The following is a 21,830-nucleotide window of genomic DNA, read 5'->3' as shown; positions in this document are numbered from 1 at the left end:
AGAACGACGCAGGCGTCGCCGTGATCCATGTCGGCGCGCACGAATTCATGTGCATCGGCGCCAAGCCGCCCTTCGACCATCCGCATGTCTTCCTCGACATGGGCTCGGACAACGAGATCGTCTGCCCCTATTGCTCGACGCTGTTCAAATACGACCCCTCGCTGAAGGGCAGCGCGTCGAATCCGCCGGAATGCGAGTATCACGACGACGCCAAGGCGGCCTGATTCCCGCGACGCGGCCCGCAGGCTCGCGCCGCGGCCTGAGCGGCTGACGATCCATCCGCGCAGGTTCTGAGGGGCACCTGCGCTCCTGCGGCGACAACCGGTCGATCCATCGAAGGCGGCTGCCTTGAGCGCTCCTCACATCCTCATCGCCGGCGCCGGCATCGGCGGCCTTGCGGCGGCTCTGTCTTTGGCCCGGCGCGGCATCGCCTCGACCGTCGTCGAGAAACGCACCGGCTTCGGCGAGACCGGGGCCGGCCTGCAGCTCACCCCGAATTCCGGCCGCGTGCTCGAGGCGCTCGATCTCGCCTTGCCGTTGAAGCGTGTCGGCGTTTCCTCGAACGGGCTGGCCGTCCGCCGCTGGCGCGACGGCGCGACGGTGGTCGAGATGCCGGCGGATCCCGCGGGGGCGCCGACGCCTTTCCGCCTGATGAGCCGCATCGACCTGCACACCGTCCTGCTCGACGCTGCCCGCGCCATGCCCAATATCCGCTTCGTGGTCGGACGGGGCGTCGAGGATGTGCGGCAGGACGATGCCGGCGTCACCACGACACTCAGCAGTCAGAACGGCAGCGAAACCTTGCACGGCCTCGGCCTGATCGGCGCCGACGGGCTGTGGTCGCGCATCCGTGGCCTGACGGGGGATGCGGCTGCGCCCGAATTCACCGGCTACGAGGCCTGGCGCGCCATGGTGCCGACGGCGACAGCTCCCGGCATCGCGGGCGAAAAGCCGCGCGTGACCTTGCATCTCGGCCCGCAACGCCATGCCGTTCATTACCCCGTGTCGAGCGGAAGGCAGATCAACCTCGTCGTCCTGCGCCAGGCGCGCGAGGCGCGCGAAGGCTGGACCCGCGAAGGTGACCGCGCCGTCCTGACCGAGCATCTCGCCGGCGCCTCACCGGCTCTGCGACAGCTCGCCGGCGCCGCCGGCGGCTGGCAGGTCTGGTCACTGTTCGACCGCAAGCCGGCCGCCATGGCGAAGGGACGGATCGCGCTGCTCGGCGACGCCGCCCACCCGGTCCTGCCCTTCCTGGCCCAAGGCGCCTCGCTCGCCATCGAGGATGCCGGCGTGCTCGCGCGCCTCCTGGCGGAGCATCTGGCGCGGGAGGGCGCTGCCGGCGTCCAGGCTGCCATGGCGGCCTATGCCGCGGCCCGCGCGCAACGCGTCGCCCGCGTGCAGGAGGCGAGCCGCGAGAACGGCCGCAATTTCCATCTCGGCTGGCCCTGGAGCATCGGGCGCGACCTCGTGCTCCGGCGCCTCGGCCCGGAGGGGATGCGCAAGCGCTATGACTGGCTCTACGGCTGGCGCGACGCGGGCTGAGTTCCTTTTCGGCCCTCACCAACGGCTTGGCCTGTGTCAAAAGGTCTCTGGGCGCCGCCGATCCGAAGGGCATCTCGTCAACGCCGCAATTCGTTCCTATCTCTTGGCCCGAGGAGGAGTGGAACCGACATGATCCGCGTCAATCTCTACGACCAGCTCAACCGTCGCGGGGCTTCGATGCCGCGCTGGGCGACATGGCTCGTCATGGCCGCAAGCTTCGTCGTCGGCATCACGCTGTTCCTCGTGGCGGCAAGCCTTGCGCTGATCCTGATCCCCATCGTCGCGGTGGCCGGCGCCATAGCGGTCTGGCGGCTGAAGGCCAAGCTCAAGGCCGCCGGCTTCGACCGCGCGGCCGATCCCTTCGGCGGTCAGGCTCGGCCAGCCGAGCGCATCGAGATCATCGACGCCGAGTACCGCATCATCGAGCCCGGCGAGCCGCCGCGGCGCTGAGCCTCAACCCAGCCCCTTGAGGGCGATGCCCGCCGCCCCGCAGGCCGCGAGCACCGGCATCATGCCTATGCGGAACCGCAGAATCGCGAGGATGGCGCCGGCCGCCAGCAGCGCCGCCTGCCAGTCCAGCGACGAGAGCACCGGCACGTCCGGCGAGAGCCAGACGAGGTCGAGACCGCGCAGCTCGCGAAACAGCACATGCAGCCCGAACCACAAGGCGAGGTTCGCGATCACCCCGACCACTGCCGCCGTGATCGCCGCCAGCGCCGCCGAGAGGCTCTCGTTGCTGCGCAGCGCCTCGATATAGGGCGCTCCGAGAAAGATCCACAGGAAGCAGGGCGCGAAGGTCGCCCACAGCGTCAGGAGCGCGCCGAGGCTGCCGGCCAGCAGCGGCGGCAACATGCCGGGCATCCGGAAACCGGCCAGGAAGCCGACGAACTGCAGAACCAGCACGAGCGGCCCCGGCGTCGTCTCGGCGAGCCCGAGCCCGTCCAGCATCTCGCCCGGAGCAAGCCAGCCAAAGCCCTCGACCGCCGCCTGGGCGACATAGCTCAAGACCGCATAGGCGCCGCCGAAAGTCACGACCGCCATCGTGCTGAAGAAGGAGCCGATCTGCGTCCAGACGCTCCCGGCCCCGGTCGTCAGCCAGAGCAGCCCGACCGGCGCCAGCCATAGGGGCAGCCAGAGCGCGAGCACCCGCAGCGCCCTGCCCGGCGAGGGCCGCGTATGCGTCAGCTCCCCGCGCGCAAACAGCTCATCGACCAGCCCGGTGACGGGCGGACCCAGCGCGGCATGGCGCTGCGCCGTCGAGAACAGGTTCGGCGCCAGCCGATGTCCGGCCCAGCCCACGAACGCCGCCGCGAGAATGACGAGCGGAAACGGCATCTTGAACAGGAAGAGCGCGAGGAAGGCCGCCAGCGCCACGAGCCGCATCACCGGCGTCTTCAGCGCGCGGCGGCTGATGCGGAAGCCGGCCTCGATCACGATGGCGAGGACAGCCGCCTTGATCCCGAAGAACAGCCCGTCAACCAGCGGCACATGGCGCCAGGTGACGTAGAGCGCGCTCAGGCCCAGCATCACCAGCGCGCCGGGCAGGATGAAGAGCAGCCCGGCGATCAGCCCGCCGAGCGTCCGGTGCATCAGCCAGCCGATATAGATCGCAAGCTGCTGCGCCTCGGGGCCCGGCAGCAGCATGCAGTAGTTGAGCGCATGCAGGAAACGCTCCTCACCGATCCAGCGCCGCTCCTCGACCAGCTCGCGATGCATCAGAGCGATCTGCCCGGCCGGGCCGCCGAAGGAGAGGCAACCGATCTTCGTCCAGACACGCGTCGCCTCGGCCAGCGTCGGCATGCGCTCGGCCGGCCCGGCCGCCATGTCCGATTGCAGGGTGGTCATGAGCGGGGCTCCGAAACCGGACGCGCGGAAGGCCAGTTATGGGTTTCCTGAGCCAGGGACAGGCGATGCGGTCGATCTTGGGCCGGGCCCGCGTCACCCAGACGCTGCCGCCGGAGGGACCGGCCGGCGGCAGGCGCGCCGACGAGACCGTGAGCCCGCCGGCCTGTCGCCAGGCGAGATGCCCGCCTTCGAGGCTCTCCGCCGCGATGCCGGCTTGCCGCAGCCAGGCAGCGACCCCTTCGCTCAGCTTGAGGCCCTGACGGCAGACGACGATGACCTGCTGCTGGTCGGCATAGTCCGATGCCCAATCCGCGACCGCACGGTAGTCGCGGCGCGTCGCCGTGGGCAGAAAGACCGGATCGGCGGCGAAATCCTCGTCGATCCGGACATCGATGATCGCCGGTGCGTCGGGCCTGCCGACGAGCCGGGACAATTGCGCAACCGTGATCTGTTCGTTGGAAGACATGATGCGTCCATCCTGAAGCAAGGAAGTTGGACGCGAGCATTGGGCCGAAGCCTCACGGGGTCGTCGCGATGAACCCCTTGGCCCGACTACACCACGGAGGCTCCGCCGGCGTCAATGCCGGCAGCCCGCATCACGCGATCGGGCTGAGCAGGATCTTGTCGATCCGGCGCCCGTCGAGATCGACCACCTCGAAGCGCCAGCGATCCTTGTCGAAGGTCTCGCCGACATTGGGCAGGTGGTTCATCTCGGCCAGGATGAAGCCGGCSACSGTCTGGAARTCSGCRTCGCGCGGMATSKGGATGCCGARYTCSTGCGAGAAYTCGTCSRCCTGCATCCAGCCKGCRACSAGATAGGAGCCGTCCGGCCGCGCGACCACGGCGGGCTCGCTCTCCTCCTCCTCCTGGAAGACGCCGATAATGGCCTCGAGCACGTCACCCGGCGTGATGATGCCCTCGAAATGACCGTATTCGTCGAAGACAAGCGCCATATGCACCCGGCTCGAGCGGATTTCACGCAGCACATGCAGCGCGTCCGCGGTATCCATCACCACCGGCGCCTCGTTCACCAGCGCCCGCAATTCCTGCATGTCACCGTTGCCGAGGAAATCGATCGTGTCCTTGACCACCACGACGCCGACGATCGAATCCGACTCGCCGTCCTGCACCGGCAGGCGCGAACGGCGCGTCGCCCGCAGCTGCGCGCAGATCTCCTCGGGGCTGTCGGCGAGGTCGACGACCTCGACCTCGCGGCGCGGTGTCATCAGGGCCCGCGCCGAACGGTCGGCGAGGCGCATGACGCCGGTGATCATCTCGCGCTCGTCGCGCTCCAGAACGCCGGCCGTCTCGGCCTCCGCGATGATGGTGCGCACCTCCTCCTCGGTCACCCTCTCCTCGGACTCGCCCTTCTGGCCGAGAAGCGCGAGCACCGCCTTGCCGGAGATGTCGAGCAGGAAGACCAGCGGCGCGCCGATCTTGGACAGGAACGCCATGGCCGGCGCGACGCGCGCCGCCACACGCTCGGGATCGCGCAGCGCAACCTGCTTCGGCACGAGCTCGCCGAGGATCAGCGACAGATAGGTGATGGCGACGACGACGATGCCGACGCCGAGCGTGTCGGATACCGATTGCGAGAATCCGTGTGTGCCGAGCCACGCCGACAGGCGCGTGCCGAGCGTCGCGCCCGAGAAAGCGCCGGAGAGCACGCCGACCAGCGTGATGCCGATCTGAACCGTCGAGAGGAAGCGGCCGGGATCGGACGCGAGGCGCAGGGCGGTCGTCGCGCCCCTGTTGCCCTGATCGCTGAGAACCTTGAGCCGAGCCGGCCTCGATGAGACGACGGCGAGTTCCGACATGGAGAGCAGACCGTTGATCACAGTCAGCACCACGACGATCAGGATTTCGGTTAACAAAACCAGCCTGCGACCTGCAAAGCCGCGACATCTGGCGGCCAGCTTCCGGCCCCCTTATAGCGTATTGCGCCTCCAACGCGATGGGGGTGCCCTGAGAATCGCGGCCACCTCATGACAACCACCAAGCCGAGCTTCTGGAATCCCGCCGAAGCCGCCCGCCCGGAAGGCGATGCGCGGCTGCGCGCGCCATCCGCCCAGCGCAACCGCGACGCGATCCTGGCCGTGCTGCGGGACGTTCTCCCCGCGAACGGCCTCGTCCTCGAAATCGCCAGCGGCTCGGGCGAGCATGCGCTGCATTTCGCGCAGGCATTGCCGTCTCTGACCTTCCAGCCGAGCGATCCGAGCCCGGATGCGCGCGCCAGCATCGCCGCATGGAGCGCCGAAAGCCGCCTCGCCAACATCCTGCCGCCGATCGAGATCGACGCGAGCGGCGATGCCTGGCCCGCACTCACGCCGGCCGCTATCCTCTGCATCAACATGATCCATATCGCGCCCTGGAAGGCGACCGAAGGGCTGTTCCGCCATGCCGGAGCCTTGCTTGCCGGCGGAGCGCCGCTTTGCCTCTACGGCCCGTTCCGACGCCCGGGCCGGGAATTGGAGCCCGGCAACCTCGCTTTCGACGAGAGCCTGCGCAGCCGCAACCCGGGATGGGGGCTGCGCGATCTCGGTGCGGTGACCGCGCTCGCACAGGTCAGCGGCTTCGGCGCGCCCGACATCGTCGAGATGCCGGCGAACAATCTCAGCGTGATCTTCCGCAAGCGCTGAGGCGGCCGCACTACGCTTGCATCGCGAGCGCCGGCCCGCTACCGCTCGAACCGCGCGGACGTGGCGAAACTGGTAGACGCAAGAGACTTAAAATCTCTCAGCCTTTGGCTATGCGGGTTCGATCCCCGCCGTCCGCACCAGCCTTGCGCCGGTTGCCATCGCTATCCGCGTGATCAGTGCGGACGCGCCGGCTTGTACCATTCGACGCCATCGGGATCGACATAGAGGCCCGGCGGCACATCGGCCCCGATCGACTCTTCCTTCATCGGCACGCGCACCGTGTCGTCGCGGTCGCCGCTCTTGGCGCTGGTCCCGGAGGATTGCCCGGTATGCCGGTGCGCCCCGCGCCCGACATTGCTGACGAGCCCGACCACGCCGCGCTGCCCGGCGACCTTGTCCTGCAACTCGGAAATCGGCCGGCCGGCGAAGGCGATCACGGTTGCCCCCTCCACCACCGGCAAGGCGCGCCTGGCCGCCCCCTCGCCCGTCACCCGCACGCCGATGAAGCGCGGCACATAGGTCGCGCCGCCCTTGCCGAAAGATTCCCAGCCGCCCGCCGAGATCATCTGCGCGCCGCAGCGCTTATGGGCGCGCTCGCAGGCGGCGCGCGAGGCATAGCGCGGCGCCTTCTGCAGGAACTCGGCCCGCGCGTTGCGGTAAGCGAATTCGCATTGCTCCGCCGTCAGCTTACCCGCCTCGATACATTCGTCGCGCCGGATATAGGTCGCGCCCGGCGACTGCGCCGCCAGATCGGAAGGGCTCGCCAGCGAGAGCGCCGGGGCGAGCGTGGCGATGCGCAAGGCGGCGAGGGCAGTGGCCGGGATCATCATGCGGCGCAACATAGTTACGATTGTGGCTTAAGAGTGCCTAAGGTCATCGTCGGAAGGCATTTCAACCGGCAATTTCACAGCAGTGCCCGGCGCGAAGCGGCCAGTTCCCGCGTCGCGCCGTAGTCGATCTTGCCGTTGCCGAGCACGGGAATCGCCTGCGTCACCAGGATGGCGCGCGGCACCCAGAGCTCGGGAAAGCCTTGCTGTTTCGCCGCCTCCTGCAAGGCCGCGCGGTCGGCATCGGCCTTCTCGGTGACGAGGATGAGCTGTTCGCCCTTGCGCGGATCGGGCAGGCCGACGACGACGTGATTTTGGTCCGGCCAGAGCTTGGCCACCATCGTTTCGACCGCCGCCAGCGAGACCATCTCGCCGCCGAGCTTGGCGAAGCGCTTGGCCCGGCCGCGAATCGCGACGAAACCGTCCTCGATCACGACGATGTCGCCGGTGTCGTGCCAGCCCCCCTCCGGCGGCACGACCTTGCCCGGCTGCTGCGGATCGAGATAGCCCGCCATGACATTCGGCCCGCGCACGGTGAGGCGGCCGCCCTCATGAATGCCCTCGACGGGCTCCAGCTTTGCCTCGATGCCGGGCAGGAGCTGGCCGACCGTGCCCTCGCGGATCGCCTGCGGCGTGTTCACCGCGAGCACGGGCGAGCACTCGGTGCAGCCATAGCCTTCGAGGATGGTGGTGCCATAGGGCTCCCACATCCGCTTCGTCTCGGGCTTGACCCGCTCGGCCCCCGCGACGACGAAACGGACGCTCATCAGGTCGTCCTTGTCCGCAGCGCGCGCGTATCCTTGCAGGAACGTGTCGGTGGCGAGCAGGAAGGTCGCCTTCATGTCGCCGATCAGCTTCGGCACCTGCTTGTAGTGCAGCGGGCTCGGATAGAGCACGACCTTCATGCCGTGCAGCAGCGGCACCAGCATTCCCGCCGTCAGCCCGAAGGAATGGAAGGCCGGCAGAGGGTTCATGAAGACGTCCCGCTCCGAGATCGCCCCTGCGGCATGGGAGAAGACCTGCCGGGCGTTCGAGACGAGATTGGCATGGCTCAACACCACGCCCTTCGGCGTCCCCTCCGTGCCGGAGGTGAAGAGAATCACCGCCGGATCGTCCGGCGCCGCCTCGTAGCGCTTGTGCACCAGCCCCGGCGCGAGGCTCTGCAGCGCCCCCCAGGCCTTGTCGAGGCTGGTCACCTGCTTGCGGATATCTTCGAGATAGATCACCCGCCTGCCCTCCCCGAGCGCGGCGATCTCGTTGTCGAGCTCGCCCCTTTCGACAAAGCGGCGCGAGGTGACGATGGTCTTGAGCTGCGCCAGCTCGCCCGCCGCGCGCAGGTTCTTCACACCCGCGGTGAAGTTCAGCATCGCCGGCACCCGGCCATAGGCGAGGAGCGCGAACAGCGTCACCGCCATGCCCTGCATGTTCGGCAGCAGCACGCCGACAGTCTCGCGTTCGCCCGTCAGGGCCGCGAGCTTGCGGCCGAGCACGAGCGCCCCCAGCACGAGCCTGCCATAGGTGATCGGCTGGCGCTCCGGATCCTCCAGCGCGACGCGATTCTTGCCGTGCCGCACGACGGCCTGGAGCAGCGCGCGAAAGATCGTGATCCGCGCGCCGGCGGCGTCGAAGGTGGTGGCGGCCATGTCTGGCTCGTCTCCCGGTCGGCGTTTCCCTCTGCCGTCAACGTAGTGGCATCGGAGCGCGTTGCAATGTGTGAACGGTCCGGACAGCCGCACGTCATTCTCGGGCGCCTGCAAGACAACCCGGGAATCTCTCCTCGAATGAGGTGGGAGCCTTCGCGTCACGAGATGCTCGGGTCAAGCCCGAGCATGACGGCTGTGCGACAGCGCTACCCGAATGCGCCGATCTCGTGCTGGATCGCGCCGGAAATCTCGCGGATCAGCGCGAAGAGCTCCAGCATCGGCGTCAGCACGTCGCGATGCAGCGCCTCATAGGTGCCGCCCTCGCGCGGCCCGGGCGGCTCGCCGAAATCGAGCCCGATGGTCGGATCGGGATCGCGCGGGAAGATCTCGGCAAGCAGCGCGAGCGAGGCCGGCACGTCGAGCCTGAGCAGCCGCTCGAACAACGCCTCCCGCGTCAACCCGGCATGGGGCCGGAAATCGGGAATATGCGCTGCGGCCAGCCAGATGCGATGCATCGCCGCGAGTCTCAGCGCATGCAGCGCCGCGAGCCTGACCGGCATGCGCGGCACGTCGTCGGCCGTGGCCCTGAGCTTCAGCGCATCCGCGGAGAGCCGCCAGAACAGCCGCCGCAGCATGGGCGCGAGTTCCAGCCGCGACAGTGCCTCGGCGACGACGAGCAATTCCTCGCGGCGCCCATCCCGCGTCGTCCGCCGCGCCCGGTCGAACCAGCTTCCGGGGTCGAGCGAGTCGAGATAGGCCCTGAGCACGTCGAGGTCGCTATGGCCCATCGCATGGGCGGCGAGTCTGTAGGCGCGGTCGAAGCGATCGGATTGCTCGCGCATGGCGCGGAAGATGTCGGGTGCGCGCGCCGCGCCATGGCCGATGCCGTGCAGGCTGTTCGCCATCCAGCCGAGCTGCTGGAGGATGGCGTTGTTCGGAATGGCCCGCAATTCGCGCGGATGCCGGATGCGCACCGGCCCCGCCCCTTCGGTCTGTCGCGCCGCCGGGCGTGAGCCGGTCTTGTCGAGCAAGGAGGGGCCGAAGGTACCGATCAGCGCGGCATAGCCGGGATCGTCGACCAGCGTGTTCATCTCCTCCCGCACGGTCTGGAAGAACTCGCTGGCGAAGTCGGGCTCGTCATAGATCGGATCGGCGCCGGCCTCGGGGGCCGCGAACACCGCTTCCGCGATCCGGCCGACCGTCGCGCCCGCGAGCTGTGGCGTGCCGAACAGCAGATAGCCGTCGCTGCCCTGGAAGCTGGTCTCGCGCACCGTGGCGATGCCGGCCTTGGCGAAAGCCTGCCGGGCGAAGGGCGGGTCGAGATAGGCCAGCCGGTCGGCGAGGCTGTCGGCATGGGCGCCGCGCCCGACCGACTCGCCATGCGTGTCGAAGATCACGAGCTCGATGTCGGTGAGCTCGTAGCGGGCGAGCAATTCGCAGATGCGAATGCGCAAACGCTCGACCCAGAAGGTCGAGGCGACCTGCCCGATATAGCGGCCGGAATCGGAATAGCCGAACTGGATGCAGAGCCGGCCGTGGCTCTTGAGATAGTCGCGGAAATGCGGGCTGCGCAGCGCCTCGTCGATGATGCGCGGCCCCTGCTCCAGCGCGTCCGAGGTCTCGAACAGCGGCGAGATCTCGACCTTGTCGGCGATGCCGAAGCGGCTCGCCAGCCACAGCGCGCAGAGCAGCGTGTAGCCGGTTTCCGTCTCGGCGATGAGGAAGCGCACCGGCCGCGAGCCGTCCACATGCTTCACGATCTGGGCGATCGTCATCATCATCCGCGCGGCCGAGGCGCGCTCGGCCGCGAGCGCTCCGAAATCGACGGCGACCGGCTCGACCTTGCCGAGCTCCGCATTGGCGSCGGCGAGGAAGGCCCGCCGCTCGGCCGGCTCCGCCGGTTCGCCATCGGAGGGGATGACGCCGCGCAGGGCATTATGGAGCTGCGAGGCGTTGAGCCGGAAATGCGGCAGCGCGATCGAGACACCATGCGCGACGACGCCGGCCCGGACCAGCGCCAGCACGCGCTTCGTCTCGTCGGAGGCCAGCGCCAGCGCCTCGTCGAGCGCCGCGAGCAGGCGTGACGAGTCCGGCAAGGCCGTCTCACGCTCATGGACGAGCGCCAGCGCGAAGGCCTGCAACGCTTCCAGCGATGGCTGCGTGCCGATCGGCGGCGCCAGCGCAAGCTGCCTCCCGACGGCCGCGCACGCATCGTCGACCAGCTTGCGCAACGCCGCGGTCGCGGGTTCTTCGGGCAGCTTTTCGAGGATGCGGGCGAACTGCCCGTCCTTCGATTCCAGCCGGTAGCGCAGCGTGTCCCACCAGCCGATATCGGTGCGTCCATCCGTGTCGCAGCCGACCCAGGAAGCCAGGATGACCGGCCGCGGCGCGAGCCGCGTCCAGTCCTGCGGCCAACGCTGCCGGGCTTCGTCGAGGAAGGCTGCGTTGAGCCGGTCGATCGCATCGCGCGCATGCCGCACCGCGAAGCGCGCCTGCTCGAACTCGTCCTGCAAGGTGATGCGCCCGTCGGGACGGAAGCTGAGCTGCGACTCCTCGATGACCGCAGTGGCGGCAGCATGGCCGGAGGCAAGATCGGCCAGCGCATGCGCCAGCCGGCGCGTCATGCCGAAGGTCGGATGCGCGGTGAAGACGGCCCCGAAACGAGGCCGCTCCACCGCCGCACGGAAGGCCGCGAAACTGCCCACCGCCTCGGCCTGCTGCCGGGCCAGTGCCGCGAAAGCCGCCGTCTCGTCCCGCTCCAATCCGACATAGCGCGCGAGACGCCCGGCCCGCTGCCGCAGCGCCCGGCGCCCGAGCAGGCGCACCAACTCGCCGGCCGCCGCCGTCGTGAGCTCGCCCGAATCCATCAGGCGCGTCAGCCAGAGCGTGACGCGCAACACGGGATTGCCGAACGGATCGTCGCGGGAGGCGAGCCGTGCCTGCTCGATCTTGTCCTGAAGGTCGTCAGCAAGCGCGGCGATGTCGATGGCGGGGATCGGCGCCGTTTCAACCGGTTGGATCACGGTAAATCGCCTCCCGCCAAGGCTTCGGAACCGACGCCGCGCCTTCGTTGCTGCATTGCAGCATCCCTTGCCTGGGAGGGCAAGCCCGCCTCGCTCGATTAATTTTACCCGGGTTATATTGTCAGACATCGGATATGTCGCTAGAAGGCCGCGACGCTAGGAGCCTCCGACATGTCCGATCTCGCTGCCCGAACCTGCACCGCTTTCCGGGACGACGCCCATCTCGCCAGCGGCCCGCTTGCCGATGTCGCGCTCGCCGTGAAGGCCGCGCTCGAAGCCGCGCCGGCAGCGTCGGCCCTCGTCTTCGACGACGCGACCGGCCGCGTGGTCGATCTCGACCTGCGCGGCACGGCAGCCGAGATCGCGGCGCGACTGGCCGCTCCCACCGGCCCCGCCGACCAGCCCGGAGCCGCGCCGGCCGAGCGTGGCCGCGGCCGGCCGAAGCTCGGCGTCGTCGCCCGCGAAGTGACCTTGCTGCCCCGCCATTGGGAGTGGCTCTCGGCCCARCCGGGTGGGGCCTCGCAGGCCTTGCGCCACCTCGTCGAGGATGCCCGCCGCAACGATGGCGGCCGCAGCCGAGCGAGGCAGGCGCAGGAAGCGGCTTACGCTTTCATCTCCGCCATGGCCGGGAACCGCGAGGGCTTCGAGGAAGCGTCGCGCGCCCTTTTTGCCCGAGATGCCGCAGGTTTCGCCGACAGGAGCCAAAGCTGGCCAGCGGATATCCGCGCCTATGCCGCAAGGCTCGCGGCCGACGCCTTCACCCAGGGCTGAGACGATGCAGACCTATCTCGAACCGAGTTGGCAAGCCGGGCGCGATCTCGTCGCCCGCGGCATCGCCGGCGAAGTGGTGATGCTGAACCTGCTGCGCCTGCGCAGCGTTGCCGATTATGCGGCCCACCCGGATCTCGCCCCCGAACGGCCGATCAGCGGCGCGGAAGCCTTCGACCGCTATCTGGAGCATACGCGGCCTTATCTGGAAGCGAGCGGCGGCTCGCTGCTGTTCCTGGCCGAGGGCGGCCCCTTCCTCATCGGCCCGCAGGGCGAGCGGTGGGACCGCGCCATGCTGGTCCGGCAGAGATCGGTTGCGGATTTCATCGCCTTCGCCGGCAACGCGGCCTATCTCGCCGGCATCGGCCACCGCACGGCCGCGGTCGAGGATGCGCGGCTGCTGCCACTCGTCTCCCGCCCCCTTCCGGGCTGAAGCAGGCGAAACCGCCATCGCCGGAACGCCGGGACGGGCTGCGTGAAACGCCATTGCCACGGCACGGACCCAAAGGCATAGCCCGCCGGCACCCTTTGCCTTTAGCCCCCTCGACAGAAGCGCATCATGAGTTCCCACACACGGTGGTTCGGCATTCTGTGCGGGCTCGCGACAGCGTTGATCTGGGGCGTCCAGTCCGTGGTTTCGCGCCATGCGATGCTGACCGGCCTGTCGCCGGCCGATGTCACCATCCTGCGTTTCGTCTCGGCCTCCGCCGTGCTGATTCCCTGGGCGGCGACGCGGATCCGCCCCTTTCCCGTCGGGTCGCTCGGCTGGAAGCGGGCCTGGTTCATGGCGCTGCTCATCGGGCCGCTCTACAGCCTGATCCTTGTCGGCGGCGCCCATTTTGCGCCGGCCCTGCACTCGTCGATCATCTCGCCAGGACTGATCCCCGTCTTCACAGCGCTGCTGGTCTTCCTGGTGACCGGCGAGCGTGCCGGACGGATGCGGCTCGCCGGGCTCGGCATCATCGTCCTCGGCATCGCGATCTTCTCGCGCGACGCGCTGATGGCGACGCCCTCCCGGCCCGATGCCTGGATCGGCGACCTGCTCTTCGTCCTGATCGCCGCGATGTGGTCGGTCTTCGGCCTGCTGGCGCGGCGCTGGGGCGCGAGCTCGGTCGAGGTCACGGTGGCGTCCTGCGTGCTGGCATTGCCACTGCTCGGCCTCGTCGCCCTCGCGCTGCCGGTCCATATGGCGCAGGTTCCGCTCGCCGAGGTGCTCCTGCAGGCTCTCTACCAGGGCGTGCTGGTCGGGGTCGTCGCGCTCTATCTCTACGCCCGCACCGTCGCGATGTTGGGAGCGGCGAAGGCCACGCTCTTCCTACCGCTGGTGCCGGTGGTGACCGCGGCCTGCAGCGCGTTGCTTCTCGCCGAATACCCCTCGCCGACCGAGATCGCCGGCATGGCGGTCGTCATCGCCGGGATGGTGCTGGCGTTCCGCTCGCCATCGGCGAATTGACGGCATCGAGATCTCGGCTCGGAGGCATCGTCATGCGGCCCCGAAAACCGGCCCTCACACCGAAATCGATTCACCTACGAAACCAAATATTTATCGGATAGGCGCCATGCTGGCGGGCAGGCCTGACTGACGCAGGCGCCCACCGACAGGCTGCATGGGTCGAAAGCGCGTTCACATCATTGTGCTGGCGGCTGTTCTCGCCGCCGTCGCGGTGATTCTGCCTATCGTGCTGATGCTGCATGTTTCCTGGGTCAGCGCCCTGCGCCGCGAGGAACGAAACCTGCGGTCCTTCGCCGAGCAAGGAAGCTCACGAGCCCAGCTCCTTTACGACGAAGTGCGCGATGCGCTCCTCGCCTTGACCAAGGCGGAGATTGTCCCCTGCTCCACACAGCATATCGCGCTGATGCGCGAGATCGTGATGAACAACACCGCGATCAACGAGATCGGCTACTTCAAGGACGGCCGGCTCGTCTGTTCCTCCTGGGGCCAGGTCGCGACGACGGTCACCCGCGCGCCCGTCGACTATGAGACGGCCGACGGGATTGCAGTCACGGTGCGGGTGCAGCCCATCGTGTCACACGTCAAGCCAATGATGGCGCTGCATTTTCGCGACCACAACATCCTGGTCGATCCCTCCCTGCTGGCCGATGTCGCGACCGACACCGACACCCAGCTCGTGATTGCAAGCGAGGGCGGCGTCTTGGTCGCGGCACACGGCGATCCCGACGGCCACCTCGTGAGCTCGCTGTTGAAGCAGCCCCGCAGTGGCATCGACGACGACCACATCTTCGCCGCCGCCCGGTCCAAGAATTGGATCGCGATCGCCATCTCCTCGCGGGAGCGGATCGCGCAAACGCTGAGCGAGGAGCGCTGGCTGCTGCTACCGGTCGCCGGCCTGATGGCGGCCAGCCTCGTGGCTCTGATCACCTGGCTCGCACGCCGACGCCTCTCGCCGCTCGGGGAGCTCGAGCTCGCGCTGCGCAATCGCGAGTTCGTGGCGCATTACCAGCCGATCATCGACATCGAGACCGGCATCTGTGTCGGCGCCGAGGCTCTCGCCCGCTGGCGCCGGCCGGACGGGACGGCGGTCCGGCCCGATTTCTTCATCCCGCTCGCCGAGGAGAACGGGCTGATCGGCGCGCTCACCAACCAGATGGTGGAGGCGGTGATCCGCGACCTCGCCTCCGTCCTCGTCGCCGATCGCTCGCTGCATATCGCACTCAATCTGAGCGCGGAGGATCTCGTCAGCGGACGCGTCCTGGCCTTCATTCAACAAGCCATCGCCGATACGGGAATCCGGACCGAGCAGCTCTGGCTCGAAGCGACCGAGCGCGGCTTCATCGATGTCGAGGCCGCCCGCGCGACGATCATCGAGGCCCGCAGACTCGGCCACTCCGTCGCCATCGACGATTTCGGCACCGGCTATTCCAGCCTGCAATATCTGCAGCGCCTGCCGCTCGACGCGCTGAAGATCGACAAGGCCTTCGTCGAGACCATCGGCCGGAATGCGGCGACGAGCCCGGTGATCGGCCATATCATCGACATGGCGAAGACGCTCGACCTCCACATCGTCGCGGAAGGCATCGAAACCGAGGGGCAGCTCGCCTATCTGCGCGAGCGCGGCGTGCGGTTCGGTCAGGGCTGGCTGTTCTCCAAGCCTCTCCCGGCCGGCGAGTTCGTCGCCTTCCACCGCCGCCGCCAGCACGAATACGGCCCCGGCCCGGAACTCATCCGGCGCGCCATCGCCTGACCGGATCAGCCCGGCTCAGCCCTTATGCCCCTTGGCGATCGGCTCGACATAGGTGAGAGCCATGTCCCAGGGGAAGTAGATCCAGGTATCCTGGCTGACCTCGGTGACGAAAGTATCGACCGTCGGCACGCCGGCGGGCTTGGCGTAGACCGTGGCGAAATGGGCGTTGGGCAGCATCTCGCGCACCACCCGCGCCGTCTTGCCGGTATCGGTCAGGTCGTCGACGACGAGCACGCCCTTGCCCTTGCCGTCGCCGATCGCCTTGATGTTCGGCGCGACGTCCTTGAGGACCTTAAGCTCGGACTGGTTCTTGTAGTCGTGATAGCTCGCGACGCAGACCGTATCGATCAGCCGAAGCCCCAGCTCGCGGCAGATGATCGCCGCCGGCACCAGCCCGCCGCGCGTGATGCAGACCATCGCCTCGAAGGGCCCCTTGTCGGCCAGCCGCCAGGCGAGCGCGCGCGCATCGCGGTGGAACTGGTCCCAGGAAACCGGGAAGGCCTTGTTCGAGGTCGGTTCGGCCATGGCGGAGCGCTCCGGGCTGATCGCGGCGCCAGATGCGCCTTGCTACAGACCGAAAACCCTATTGCGCCGCCGCTGGCAAGAGGCCGGCGGCGGCGATCCCCAATGGCGCCCGCTATGGGCGCCCTCGCCGGCTTCAGAACTCCGCCCAGCCATCCGCGCCGCCTCCCGCGGCAAGGCGCCTGGCGGGAACCACGGCCGGCCGCGCATTCACCGCGACGGGCGCTGCCGAATGGACGAGATGCGGCACGGGCTGCCGGCGCTGGCCGTCGAGCYTGAAGGCCSAGACCATCGTGCTCAGCGCCTCCGTCTCCTGCTGGAGGTCGCGCGCGACCTTCGCGCTCTGGTCGGCCAGCAGCGAGTTCTGCTGGGTCATCTCGTCCATATGGGCGACGGTGCGGGCCATCTCGTCGATGCCGTTGGCCTGCTCGACCGTGGCCTGCGAGATCTCGTTGACCGTGCTCGCCACCTTGGAGGCCGCATCGACGATCTCGCGCAGCGTCGCCCCGGCATCCTTGACCAGCCCGACACCGGCTTGAATCTGTTGCGCAGAATTCGCGATCAAAGCCTTGACGCCGTTGGCGGATTCGCTGCAGCGCGCGGCGAGCGCCCGCACCTCCGTCGCCACCACGGCGAAGCCCCGCCCGGCATCGCCCGCACGGGCGGCCTCAACCGCCGCGTTGAGCGCGAGCAGATTGGTCTGGAAGGCGATCTCGTCGATCATCGAGATGATCTCCGAGATACCGGAGGACGCCTTCTCGATCCGCCCCATCGCATCGACCGCCTCGGTCACGATCGCGCCGCCGCGTGCCGCGACATCGCTCGCCTCGTTGCCGAGCTGCACGGCCATTTTCGAGTTGCCGGCGCTGTGCTTGACGGAAGCCGCGAGCTCCTCGGTCGTCGCCGCCGTCTCCTGGAGGCTCGCGGCATTGGCCTCGGTGCGTTCCGCGAGCTGCTGGCTGTCCGAGGTGATCTTGAGCGATGCGCCGTCGATCCGCACGGAAATGTCGCGCACCGAGCCGATGACCTCGGCAAGCGTGTCCAGCAGGTCGTTGACGCCCGCGCAAAGGGTCGCGACCTCGCCGCTCTTGCCTTCAAGCGGCACCCGGCCGGTCAGATCTTTCGCCTTCGCGCGGGCGATGGTCTCGGAGGTTTCCTGCACCGCCGCCTCGAGCTGCTTGCCCTTGAAGGTGGCCGTGATGTCGGTGGCGAATTTCACGACCTTGTAGGGGCGCCCCTGCGCGTCGAGGATCGGGTTGTAGCTCGCCTGGATCCAGACCTCCTTGCCGCCCTTGCCGATGCGCCGGTACTGGCCGGCATCGTACTCGCCGCGGCCGAGGCGTTCCCAGAACGCCTTGTACGCGCTCGATTCACGCTCAGTCGGGTCGACGAACATGCGGTGATGCTGCCCGGCGATCTCCGGCAGCGCATAGCCCAGCACGGTCAGGAAGTTCTCGTTGGCGTGCAGGATCTTGCCCGTGAGATCGAACGCGATCACGGCTTGCGCCTTGTCGATCGCGGCGCGCTGGCCTTCGAGATCCGCAAGCAGGTTCTTCTGCTCGGTGACGTCATAGGCGTATTTGATGACACCGACCGGCTTGCCGCCTGACCCCATGATCGGATTGTAGCTCGCCTGGATCCAGACCTCCTTGCCGCTCTTGCCGACGCGCAGATACTGCCCCCGCGAGAATTCGCCGCGGCCGAGATCGATCCAGAATTGCTTGTAGGCCGCGCTGCCGCGCTCGTCCGGCGTCACGAAGAGGCTGTGATGCTGCCCCTTCACCTCGGCCAGCGAATATCCCATCACGCTGAGGAAGTTTTCGTTGGCATCGAGCACCTTGCCGTCGAGGTCGAACTCGATCACCGCCTGCGAACGGTTGATCGCGGCGATCTGCTCCGCCATGCGGCGATTCGATAGAAGACCGGAAAAGAGCAACATCCATACCCCCCGGACAGGCCGCGACGCCTTCCGGTTCGCGGGCCGTCGTCACGATGAAAGTCAAGGAAAATGCCCGCAGCAGGTCGCAGCCACGGGCGCGGCCTGAATTCGCTCCAGCCGCGGTATAGTCATCGCATAAAACGGTTTACGAATACTTTAAAAGAGAATGATCTTCCCCAAATAACGTCGATATGTACTACAGAATGAAAGAATAAGTATAATCATTTCTATTCGAGAGCCGCAAAAGCTCAAATTGGCATTACGTCAGGTCGATCAAGTAGCCGGCACAGCATATATGCCCGTATAAGTTGTATACACCGCAACAACCTTAGCGAGCACGCTGCCCGTATTCGCGGATCATCTTTTTCACCTCCGCCATTGCAACCTGGAGTTTCTCCGCATCACGCGACCTCACCACAATGTTGGTGTCCGGCCCCGTTTCGGACCAGAAMGGATAGGAGCCGATCGAGACGTCGGGATGCGCCTTCGCGACCTCCGCCAGCGGCCCGCCGATATCGCCCTCGCGCAGGCCGGCCTGAACCGTATCGGAGAGGATCTTCGTGCCGGTCGTGAGCGTCGGCGCGACGACGTCGAGCATCGCCTGCATGATCGCGGGCACGCCGGCCATCACATAGACGTTGCCGATATTGAAGCCCGGCGCCTTCGAGACCGAATTGGCGATCAGCTCCGCACCGGCCGGGATGCGCGTCATCCGCATCCGCGCCTCGTTCAGATCCTCGGCGGCGAAGCGCTCGCGCATCATCGCGACCGCCCGCGGATCGTAGTCGATCGAGACGCCGAAGGCCGCCGCCACCGCGTCGGCGGTGATGTCGTCATGGGTCGGGCCGATGCCGCCGGTCGTGAAGACATAGGTGTAGCGGACGCGCAGCGCGTTCAGCGCCGCCACGATTTCGTCGGTGACGTCCGGCACCACCCTGACCTCGCGCAGCTCGATGCCGATATTGGTCAGGTACTCGGCGATATAGCCGATGTTCTTGTCCTTCGTCCGCCCGGACAGGATTTCGTCGCCGATGACGAGGATCGCCGCCGTCACGATGACGGGCGGCTGGCTGCTTTGGCTTGCGGACATGACGCGGCTCCTGACCTGAGGGTCAAGAGCTAGGGCGTCGCGAGGCTTTGCTCAAGCATCCCCGATTGCGCGCCGGCCATGCCGGCCCTGCGTGCTCAGGCCGGATCGCGCTCGAACAGCATGTTCATGCGGGTCTGCCGGACCAGCCGGTAGCCGCTGCGCTTCAGCAGCCCGGCGAGGTCGCTCTGCCAGCGCAGGCGCGAATCCTCGATGATGATGAAACCGGGCCAGAGCGAGGGCGGCGCATCGCGCAGGAAGGGCTCSAGGATCAGRTCCTCMGCCCCYTCCACATCGAGCTTGATCGCATCGATGCGCTCGTAATGCTCGCYTTCGACGAGCGCGAGCAGCGTCGTCGCCGGCACCTTCACGGGACTGGCCGTGGTCGAGTTGAGGATGCGCACGCTCGATTCGCCGCGATTGGCCGGGTCGATGAACAGCGTCAGCTCGCCGGGCTTGTCGGCCAGCGCGCAGGCCACCGCCTTCACSGTGCCGAACGGGTTCTGTGCGATGTTGTAGGCGAGGCGGGCGAACACGTCCGGCTGCGGCTCGACCGCGAGGACGCGGGCGCTGCGCCCGGCGCGGGCGGCGACGAAGAGCGAATAGGCGCCGATATTCGCGCCCACATCGATGAAGGTGAAGCCGTCGCGCAGGCGCGAGGCCAGCATCTCCAGCTCGATCGGATCGAAATATTGCGGCGTGAACAGCACCCGCTTCTCGCAGATATTGCCGTTCGGATGGAGCCTCATCTTGGCGCCGAGCGCCTCGATGTCGACCGGCGCACCCTCGAGTGCGCGCAGGCCGATGCTGCGCAGCGCATAGGCGCTCTTCCGGCCGAAAAAATTATCCGGGGCAGCGCGTGTCCGGGAAATGATGCGCGCTATGAAGGGTTTCGGTGCGAAGGCGCCGAAGGGCTGCTCTTCCGCCGTGCTGGGTTCGATCATGGCCATTGCGGCAGCCTGATACACCGTGCGGCGGCGCAACACCAGCCATTCGGGAGCGCGAATGCCGCTTCCGGCTTGCCTCCGCCGGCAAACGCAATAGATATAGGATCAAGGAGTTCTCCGCGCGCAATGACATTCGAAGACACCATCGGCCGTTCGCGTTCGCGCGAGCCCGTCATCAAGATCCACGGCCCCGAGGCCTTCGCCGCCATGCACAAGGCCGGCCGGCTGACGGCGGCGGGGCTCGACATGCTCGGCGCCTACGTCAAGCCCGGCGTCACGACACAGCGCCTCGACGACCTCGCTTTCCAGTTCGCCATGGACAACGGCGCCTATCCGGCGACTTTGTTCTATCGCGGCTACACCAAGTCGATCTGCACCTCGATCAACCATGTCGTCTGCCACGGCATCCCGGACGACAAGCCGCTGCGCGARGGCGACRTCCTCAATATCGACTACACGCTGATCGTCGATGGCTGGYAYGGCGATTCCAGCCGSATGTAYGGCGTCGGMGASATYYCSCGMAAGGCCGARMGGCTGGTCGARATCACCTATGAAAGCCTGCTSCGCGGCATCAAGGCGGTGCGTGCCGGCGCCACCACCGGCGATATCGGCTTCGCCATCCAGCGCTATGCCGAGGGCGAGCGCTGCTCGGTCGTCCGCGACTTCTGCGGCCACGGCATCGGCCAGCTCTTCCACGACGCTCCGAACATCCTGCACTATGGCAGCCCGGGCGAAGGCATCGAGCTCAAGCCCGGCATGGTCTTCACCATCGAACCGATGATCAATCTCGGCAAGCCGGGCGTGAAGGTGCTGTCCGACGGGTGGACGGCGGTGACGCGCGACCGCTCGCTCTCCGCCCAGTTCGAGCATCAGATCGGCGTCACCGAAACGGGTTGCGAGATCTTCACGCTCTCGCCGGCCGGCCTCGACAATCCGCTCGCTCCGAAATGAGCGTCGGCATTGGCAAGGGATCACGCAAGGCGCCCGCGCCTGCCGCCTTTGCCGAAGCTGCCGCCTCCCCGCCGCCCCCGCATTACCACGGCCATCGCGACCGCCTGCGCGCCCGTTTCCAGGAGGCCGGCGCCGATGCGCTGCCTGATTACGAATTGCTCGAGCTCTTGCTCTTCCGCTCGATCCCGCAGCGGGACGTCAAGCCGCTCGCCAAGGAGCTGGTCCAGCGCTTCGGCTCCTTCGCCGAGGTGCTCGCTGCACCGGCCTCCCGCCTCACCGAGATCAAGGGCGTGGGCGAAGGCGTGGCGCTCGATCTCAAGATCGTCGAAGCCGCGCTGAAGCGCATGGCCAAGGGCGCCGTCGCCAAGCGCACGGTCCTGTCCTCCTGGTCCTCCGTCCTCGACTATTGCCGCATGGCGATGGCCTTCGCCGAGCGCGAGCAGTTCCGCATCCTCTTCCTCGACAAGAAAAACGCGCTGATCGCCGACGAGGTGCAGCAGACCGGCACGGTCGACCATACGCCGGTCTATCCGCGCGAGGTGATGCGCCGCGCGCTGGAGCTCTCGGCCTCGGCCATCATCCTCGTCCATAACCATCCCACAGGACCTATTTCGATCACGCAGGATCACGCCATATCACATTGATACACAACGATTTTTTTGCTTGTCGTATCCCCGGATGTTGTGGCATATTGGGGTCGGTTTTAGGGCGGTCGACACCCTTTTTGGCCCCAGTCGCCGACCCCCGCTGGCCGTCTGGCGACCCCACCTAGCAGCTTACGGGAGTGCCCAATGCCGAGCCTTACAGACGGCGAAATCCGCCGGACATTGAAGCAAGTAGAACAAACCCAGAAACAAGTGACTCTCGTCGATGGCGAAGGGCACGGCACTGGCC

At 67.6% G+C, this 21,830-nt stretch carries 21 protein-coding genes and 1 tRNA gene; 12 read left to right on the top strand and 10 right to left on the bottom strand.

Features of this window, described 5'->3' with window-relative positions; genetic code table 11:
• The 3 genes from AB4Y99_RS13255 to AB4Y99_RS13245 all read left to right on the top strand — a co-directional run.
• Nucleotides 1-224, top strand: a 224-nt coding sequence (locus tag AB4Y99_RS13255) for a zinc-finger domain-containing protein (RefSeq protein WP_441523637.1), incomplete at its 5' end; no start/stop codon positions are given.
• Between the two features lie 124 nt (nucleotides 225-348).
• A complete protein-coding gene (locus AB4Y99_RS13250; RefSeq protein ID WP_441523636.1) occupies nucleotides 349-1,542 on the top strand; it encodes an FAD-dependent monooxygenase in 1,194 nt (397 codons plus the stop codon).
• Between the two features lie 129 nt (nucleotides 1,543-1,671).
• Complete coding sequence (locus tag AB4Y99_RS13245; RefSeq protein WP_112764565.1) at nucleotides 1,672-1,992, top strand: hypothetical protein; 321 nt, start codon at nucleotides 1,672-1,674, stop codon at nucleotides 1,990-1,992.
• Nucleotides 1,993-1,995: 3 nt separating this feature from the next.
• Here the strand turns inward: AB4Y99_RS13245 and chrA are convergent, their stop codons facing one another.
• A complete protein-coding gene (gene chrA / locus AB4Y99_RS13240) occupies nucleotides 1,996-3,333 on the bottom strand; it encodes a chromate efflux transporter (protein WP_441523640.1) in 1,338 nt (445 codons plus the stop codon).
• Complete coding sequence (locus AB4Y99_RS13235; RefSeq protein ID WP_441523639.1) at nucleotides 3,218-3,484, bottom strand: hypothetical protein; 267 nt, start codon at nucleotides 3,482-3,484, stop codon at nucleotides 3,218-3,220. The genes chrA and AB4Y99_RS13235 overlap by 116 nt, the downstream gene beginning before the upstream one ends.
• Before the next feature lie 81 nt (nucleotides 3,485-3,565).
• Here AB4Y99_RS13235 and AB4Y99_RS13230 point away from each other — a divergent pair, with 81 nt between their 5' ends.
• Entirely contained in the window at nucleotides 3,566-3,925 is a 360-nt protein-coding gene (locus tag AB4Y99_RS13230; RefSeq protein WP_441523641.1) for a hypothetical protein, read from the top strand.
• A 58-nt stretch (nucleotides 3,926-3,983) separates the two neighbouring features.
• Here AB4Y99_RS13230 and AB4Y99_RS13225 read toward each other — a convergent pair whose 3' ends face one another.
• Entirely contained in the window at nucleotides 3,984-5,246 is a 1,263-nt protein-coding gene (locus tag AB4Y99_RS13225) for a hemolysin family protein (protein ID WP_441523638.1), read from the bottom strand.
• A 126-nt stretch (nucleotides 5,247-5,372) separates the two neighbouring features.
• Here AB4Y99_RS13225 and AB4Y99_RS13220 point away from each other — a divergent pair, with 126 nt between their 5' ends.
• Both AB4Y99_RS13220 and AB4Y99_RS13215 read left to right on the top strand, forming a co-directional pair.
• Entirely contained in the window at nucleotides 5,373-6,026 is a 654-nt protein-coding gene (locus AB4Y99_RS13220) for a DUF938 domain-containing protein (protein WP_441523635.1), read from the top strand.
• 54 nt (nucleotides 6,027-6,080) lie between these two features.
• A tRNA-Leu gene (locus AB4Y99_RS13215) sits at nucleotides 6,081-6,166 on the top strand.
• A 33-nt stretch (nucleotides 6,167-6,199) separates the two neighbouring features.
• Here AB4Y99_RS13215 and AB4Y99_RS13210 read toward each other — a convergent pair.
• From AB4Y99_RS13210 to AB4Y99_RS13200, 3 genes are all read right to left on the bottom strand, one after another.
• The gene (locus AB4Y99_RS13210) at nucleotides 6,200-6,856 is read right to left on the bottom strand and encodes a DUF1190 domain-containing protein (RefSeq protein WP_248311080.1); all 657 of its coding nucleotides are present in this window, start codon (nucleotides 6,854-6,856) and stop codon (nucleotides 6,200-6,202) included.
• A 74-nt stretch (nucleotides 6,857-6,930) separates the two neighbouring features.
• Entirely contained in the window at nucleotides 6,931-8,496 is a 1,566-nt protein-coding gene (locus tag AB4Y99_RS13205) for an AMP-binding protein (RefSeq protein ID WP_441523634.1), read from the bottom strand.
• Between the two features lie 206 nt (nucleotides 8,497-8,702).
• On the bottom strand, nucleotides 8,703-11,519 hold the full coding sequence (locus tag AB4Y99_RS13200; protein WP_441523633.1) for a phosphoenolpyruvate carboxylase: 2,817 nt from the start codon (nucleotides 11,517-11,519) through the stop codon (nucleotides 8,703-8,705).
• Between the two features lie 171 nt (nucleotides 11,520-11,690).
• On the opposite strand from AB4Y99_RS13200, the gene AB4Y99_RS13195 reads away from it, so the two are divergent.
• The 4 genes from AB4Y99_RS13195 to AB4Y99_RS13180 all read left to right on the top strand — a co-directional run bounded on the left by AB4Y99_RS13195 (nucleotide 11,691) and on the right by AB4Y99_RS13180 (nucleotide 15,490).
• Complete coding sequence (locus AB4Y99_RS13195) at nucleotides 11,691-12,290, top strand: DUF2239 family protein (protein ID WP_441523632.1); 600 nt, start codon at nucleotides 11,691-11,693, stop codon at nucleotides 12,288-12,290.
• Nucleotides 12,291-12,294: 4 nt separating this feature from the next.
• Nucleotides 12,295-12,720, top strand: coding sequence for a DUF1330 domain-containing protein (locus tag AB4Y99_RS13190; RefSeq protein WP_441523631.1), 426 nt, complete (start codon nucleotides 12,295-12,297; stop codon nucleotides 12,718-12,720).
• 126 nt (nucleotides 12,721-12,846) lie between these two features.
• On the top strand, nucleotides 12,847-13,740 hold the full coding sequence (locus AB4Y99_RS13185) for a DMT family transporter (protein WP_441523630.1): 894 nt from the start codon (nucleotides 12,847-12,849) through the stop codon (nucleotides 13,738-13,740).
• A gap of 154 nt (nucleotides 13,741-13,894) precedes the next feature.
• Nucleotides 13,895-15,490 carry an EAL domain-containing protein gene (locus tag AB4Y99_RS13180; protein ID WP_441523629.1) on the top strand — a complete coding sequence of 532 codons (1,596 nt, stop codon included), beginning with the start codon at nucleotides 13,895-13,897 and terminating at the stop codon, nucleotides 15,488-15,490.
• 15 nt (nucleotides 15,491-15,505) lie between these two features.
• On the opposite strand, the gene gpt is transcribed toward AB4Y99_RS13180, so the two are convergent.
• The 4 genes from gpt to AB4Y99_RS13160 all read right to left on the bottom strand — a co-directional run bounded on the left by gpt (nucleotide 15,506) and on the right by AB4Y99_RS13160 (nucleotide 19,982).
• Nucleotides 15,506-16,015 carry a xanthine phosphoribosyltransferase gene (gpt, locus tag AB4Y99_RS13175; protein WP_038358485.1) on the bottom strand — a complete coding sequence of 170 codons (510 nt, stop codon included), beginning with the start codon at nucleotides 16,013-16,015 and terminating at the stop codon, nucleotides 15,506-15,508.
• 133 nt (nucleotides 16,016-16,148) lie between these two features.
• On the bottom strand, nucleotides 16,149-17,915 hold the full coding sequence (locus AB4Y99_RS13170; RefSeq protein WP_441523628.1) for a methyl-accepting chemotaxis protein: 1,767 nt from the start codon (nucleotides 17,913-17,915) through the stop codon (nucleotides 16,149-16,151).
• A 364-nt stretch (nucleotides 17,916-18,279) separates the two neighbouring features.
• A complete protein-coding gene (locus AB4Y99_RS13165) occupies nucleotides 18,280-19,041 on the bottom strand; it encodes a competence/damage-inducible protein A (RefSeq protein ID WP_038358487.1) in 762 nt (253 codons plus the stop codon).
• 95 nt (nucleotides 19,042-19,136) lie between these two features.
• Nucleotides 19,137-19,982: an FkbM family methyltransferase gene (locus AB4Y99_RS13160; RefSeq protein WP_441523627.1), complete on the bottom strand. Its 846-nt coding sequence runs from the start codon at nucleotides 19,980-19,982 to the stop codon at nucleotides 19,137-19,139.
• Between the two features lie 129 nt (nucleotides 19,983-20,111).
• On the opposite strand from AB4Y99_RS13160, the gene map reads away from it, so the two are divergent.
• Both map and AB4Y99_RS13150 read left to right on the top strand, forming a co-directional pair.
• Complete coding sequence (map, locus tag AB4Y99_RS13155; RefSeq protein ID WP_441523626.1) at nucleotides 20,112-20,936, top strand: type I methionyl aminopeptidase; 825 nt, start codon at nucleotides 20,112-20,114, stop codon at nucleotides 20,934-20,936.
• Complete coding sequence (locus AB4Y99_RS13150; protein WP_441523625.1) at nucleotides 20,933-21,580, top strand: JAB domain-containing protein; 648 nt, start codon at nucleotides 20,933-20,935, stop codon at nucleotides 21,578-21,580. Before map ends, AB4Y99_RS13150 begins: the two co-directional genes overlap by 4 nt.
• Nucleotides 21,581-21,830 lie beyond the last annotated feature (250 nt).

The organism is Allobosea sp. TAB14 (assembly GCF_052113865.1).
GTDB lineage: Bacteria > Pseudomonadota > Alphaproteobacteria > Rhizobiales > Beijerinckiaceae > Allobosea > Allobosea spartocytisi.
Note: the sequence above shows the minus strand (reverse complement) of the source record. Positions and strands in the feature narration are given on the sequence as shown.

Bases quoted from the DNA above. Each gene is read 5' to 3' on its own strand.
- AB4Y99_RS13245 (WP_112764565.1), top strand. From the start codon at position 1,672: ATGATCCGCGTCAATCTCTACGACCAGCTCAACCGTCGCGGGGCTTCG.
- AB4Y99_RS13230 (WP_441523641.1), top strand. From the start codon at position 3,566: ATGCCCGCCTTCGAGGCTCTCCGCCGCGATGCCGGCTTGCCGCAGCCA.
- AB4Y99_RS13220 (WP_441523635.1), top strand. From the start codon at position 5,373: ATGACAACCACCAAGCCGAGCTTCTGGAATCCCGCCGAAGCCGCCCGC.
- AB4Y99_RS13210 (WP_248311080.1), bottom strand. From the start codon at position 6,856: ATGATGATCCCGGCCACTGCCCTCGCCGCCTTGCGCATCGCCACGCTC.
- AB4Y99_RS13205 (WP_441523634.1), bottom strand. From the start codon at position 8,496: ATGGCCGCCACCACCTTCGACGCCGCCGGCGCGCGGATCACGATCTTT.
- AB4Y99_RS13190 (WP_441523631.1), top strand. From the start codon at position 12,295: ATGCAGACCTATCTCGAACCGAGTTGGCAAGCCGGGCGCGATCTCGTC.
- AB4Y99_RS13185 (WP_441523630.1), top strand. From the start codon at position 12,847: ATGAGTTCCCACACACGGTGGTTCGGCATTCTGTGCGGGCTCGCGACA.
- AB4Y99_RS13180 (WP_441523629.1), top strand. From the start codon at position 13,895: ATGGGTCGAAAGCGCGTTCACATCATTGTGCTGGCGGCTGTTCTCGCC.
- gpt (WP_038358485.1), bottom strand. From the start codon at position 16,015: ATGGCCGAACCGACCTCGAACAAGGCCTTCCCGGTTTCCTGGGACCAG.
- AB4Y99_RS13150 (WP_441523625.1), top strand. From the start codon at position 20,933: ATGAGCGTCGGCATTGGCAAGGGATCACGCAAGGCGCCCGCGCCTGCC.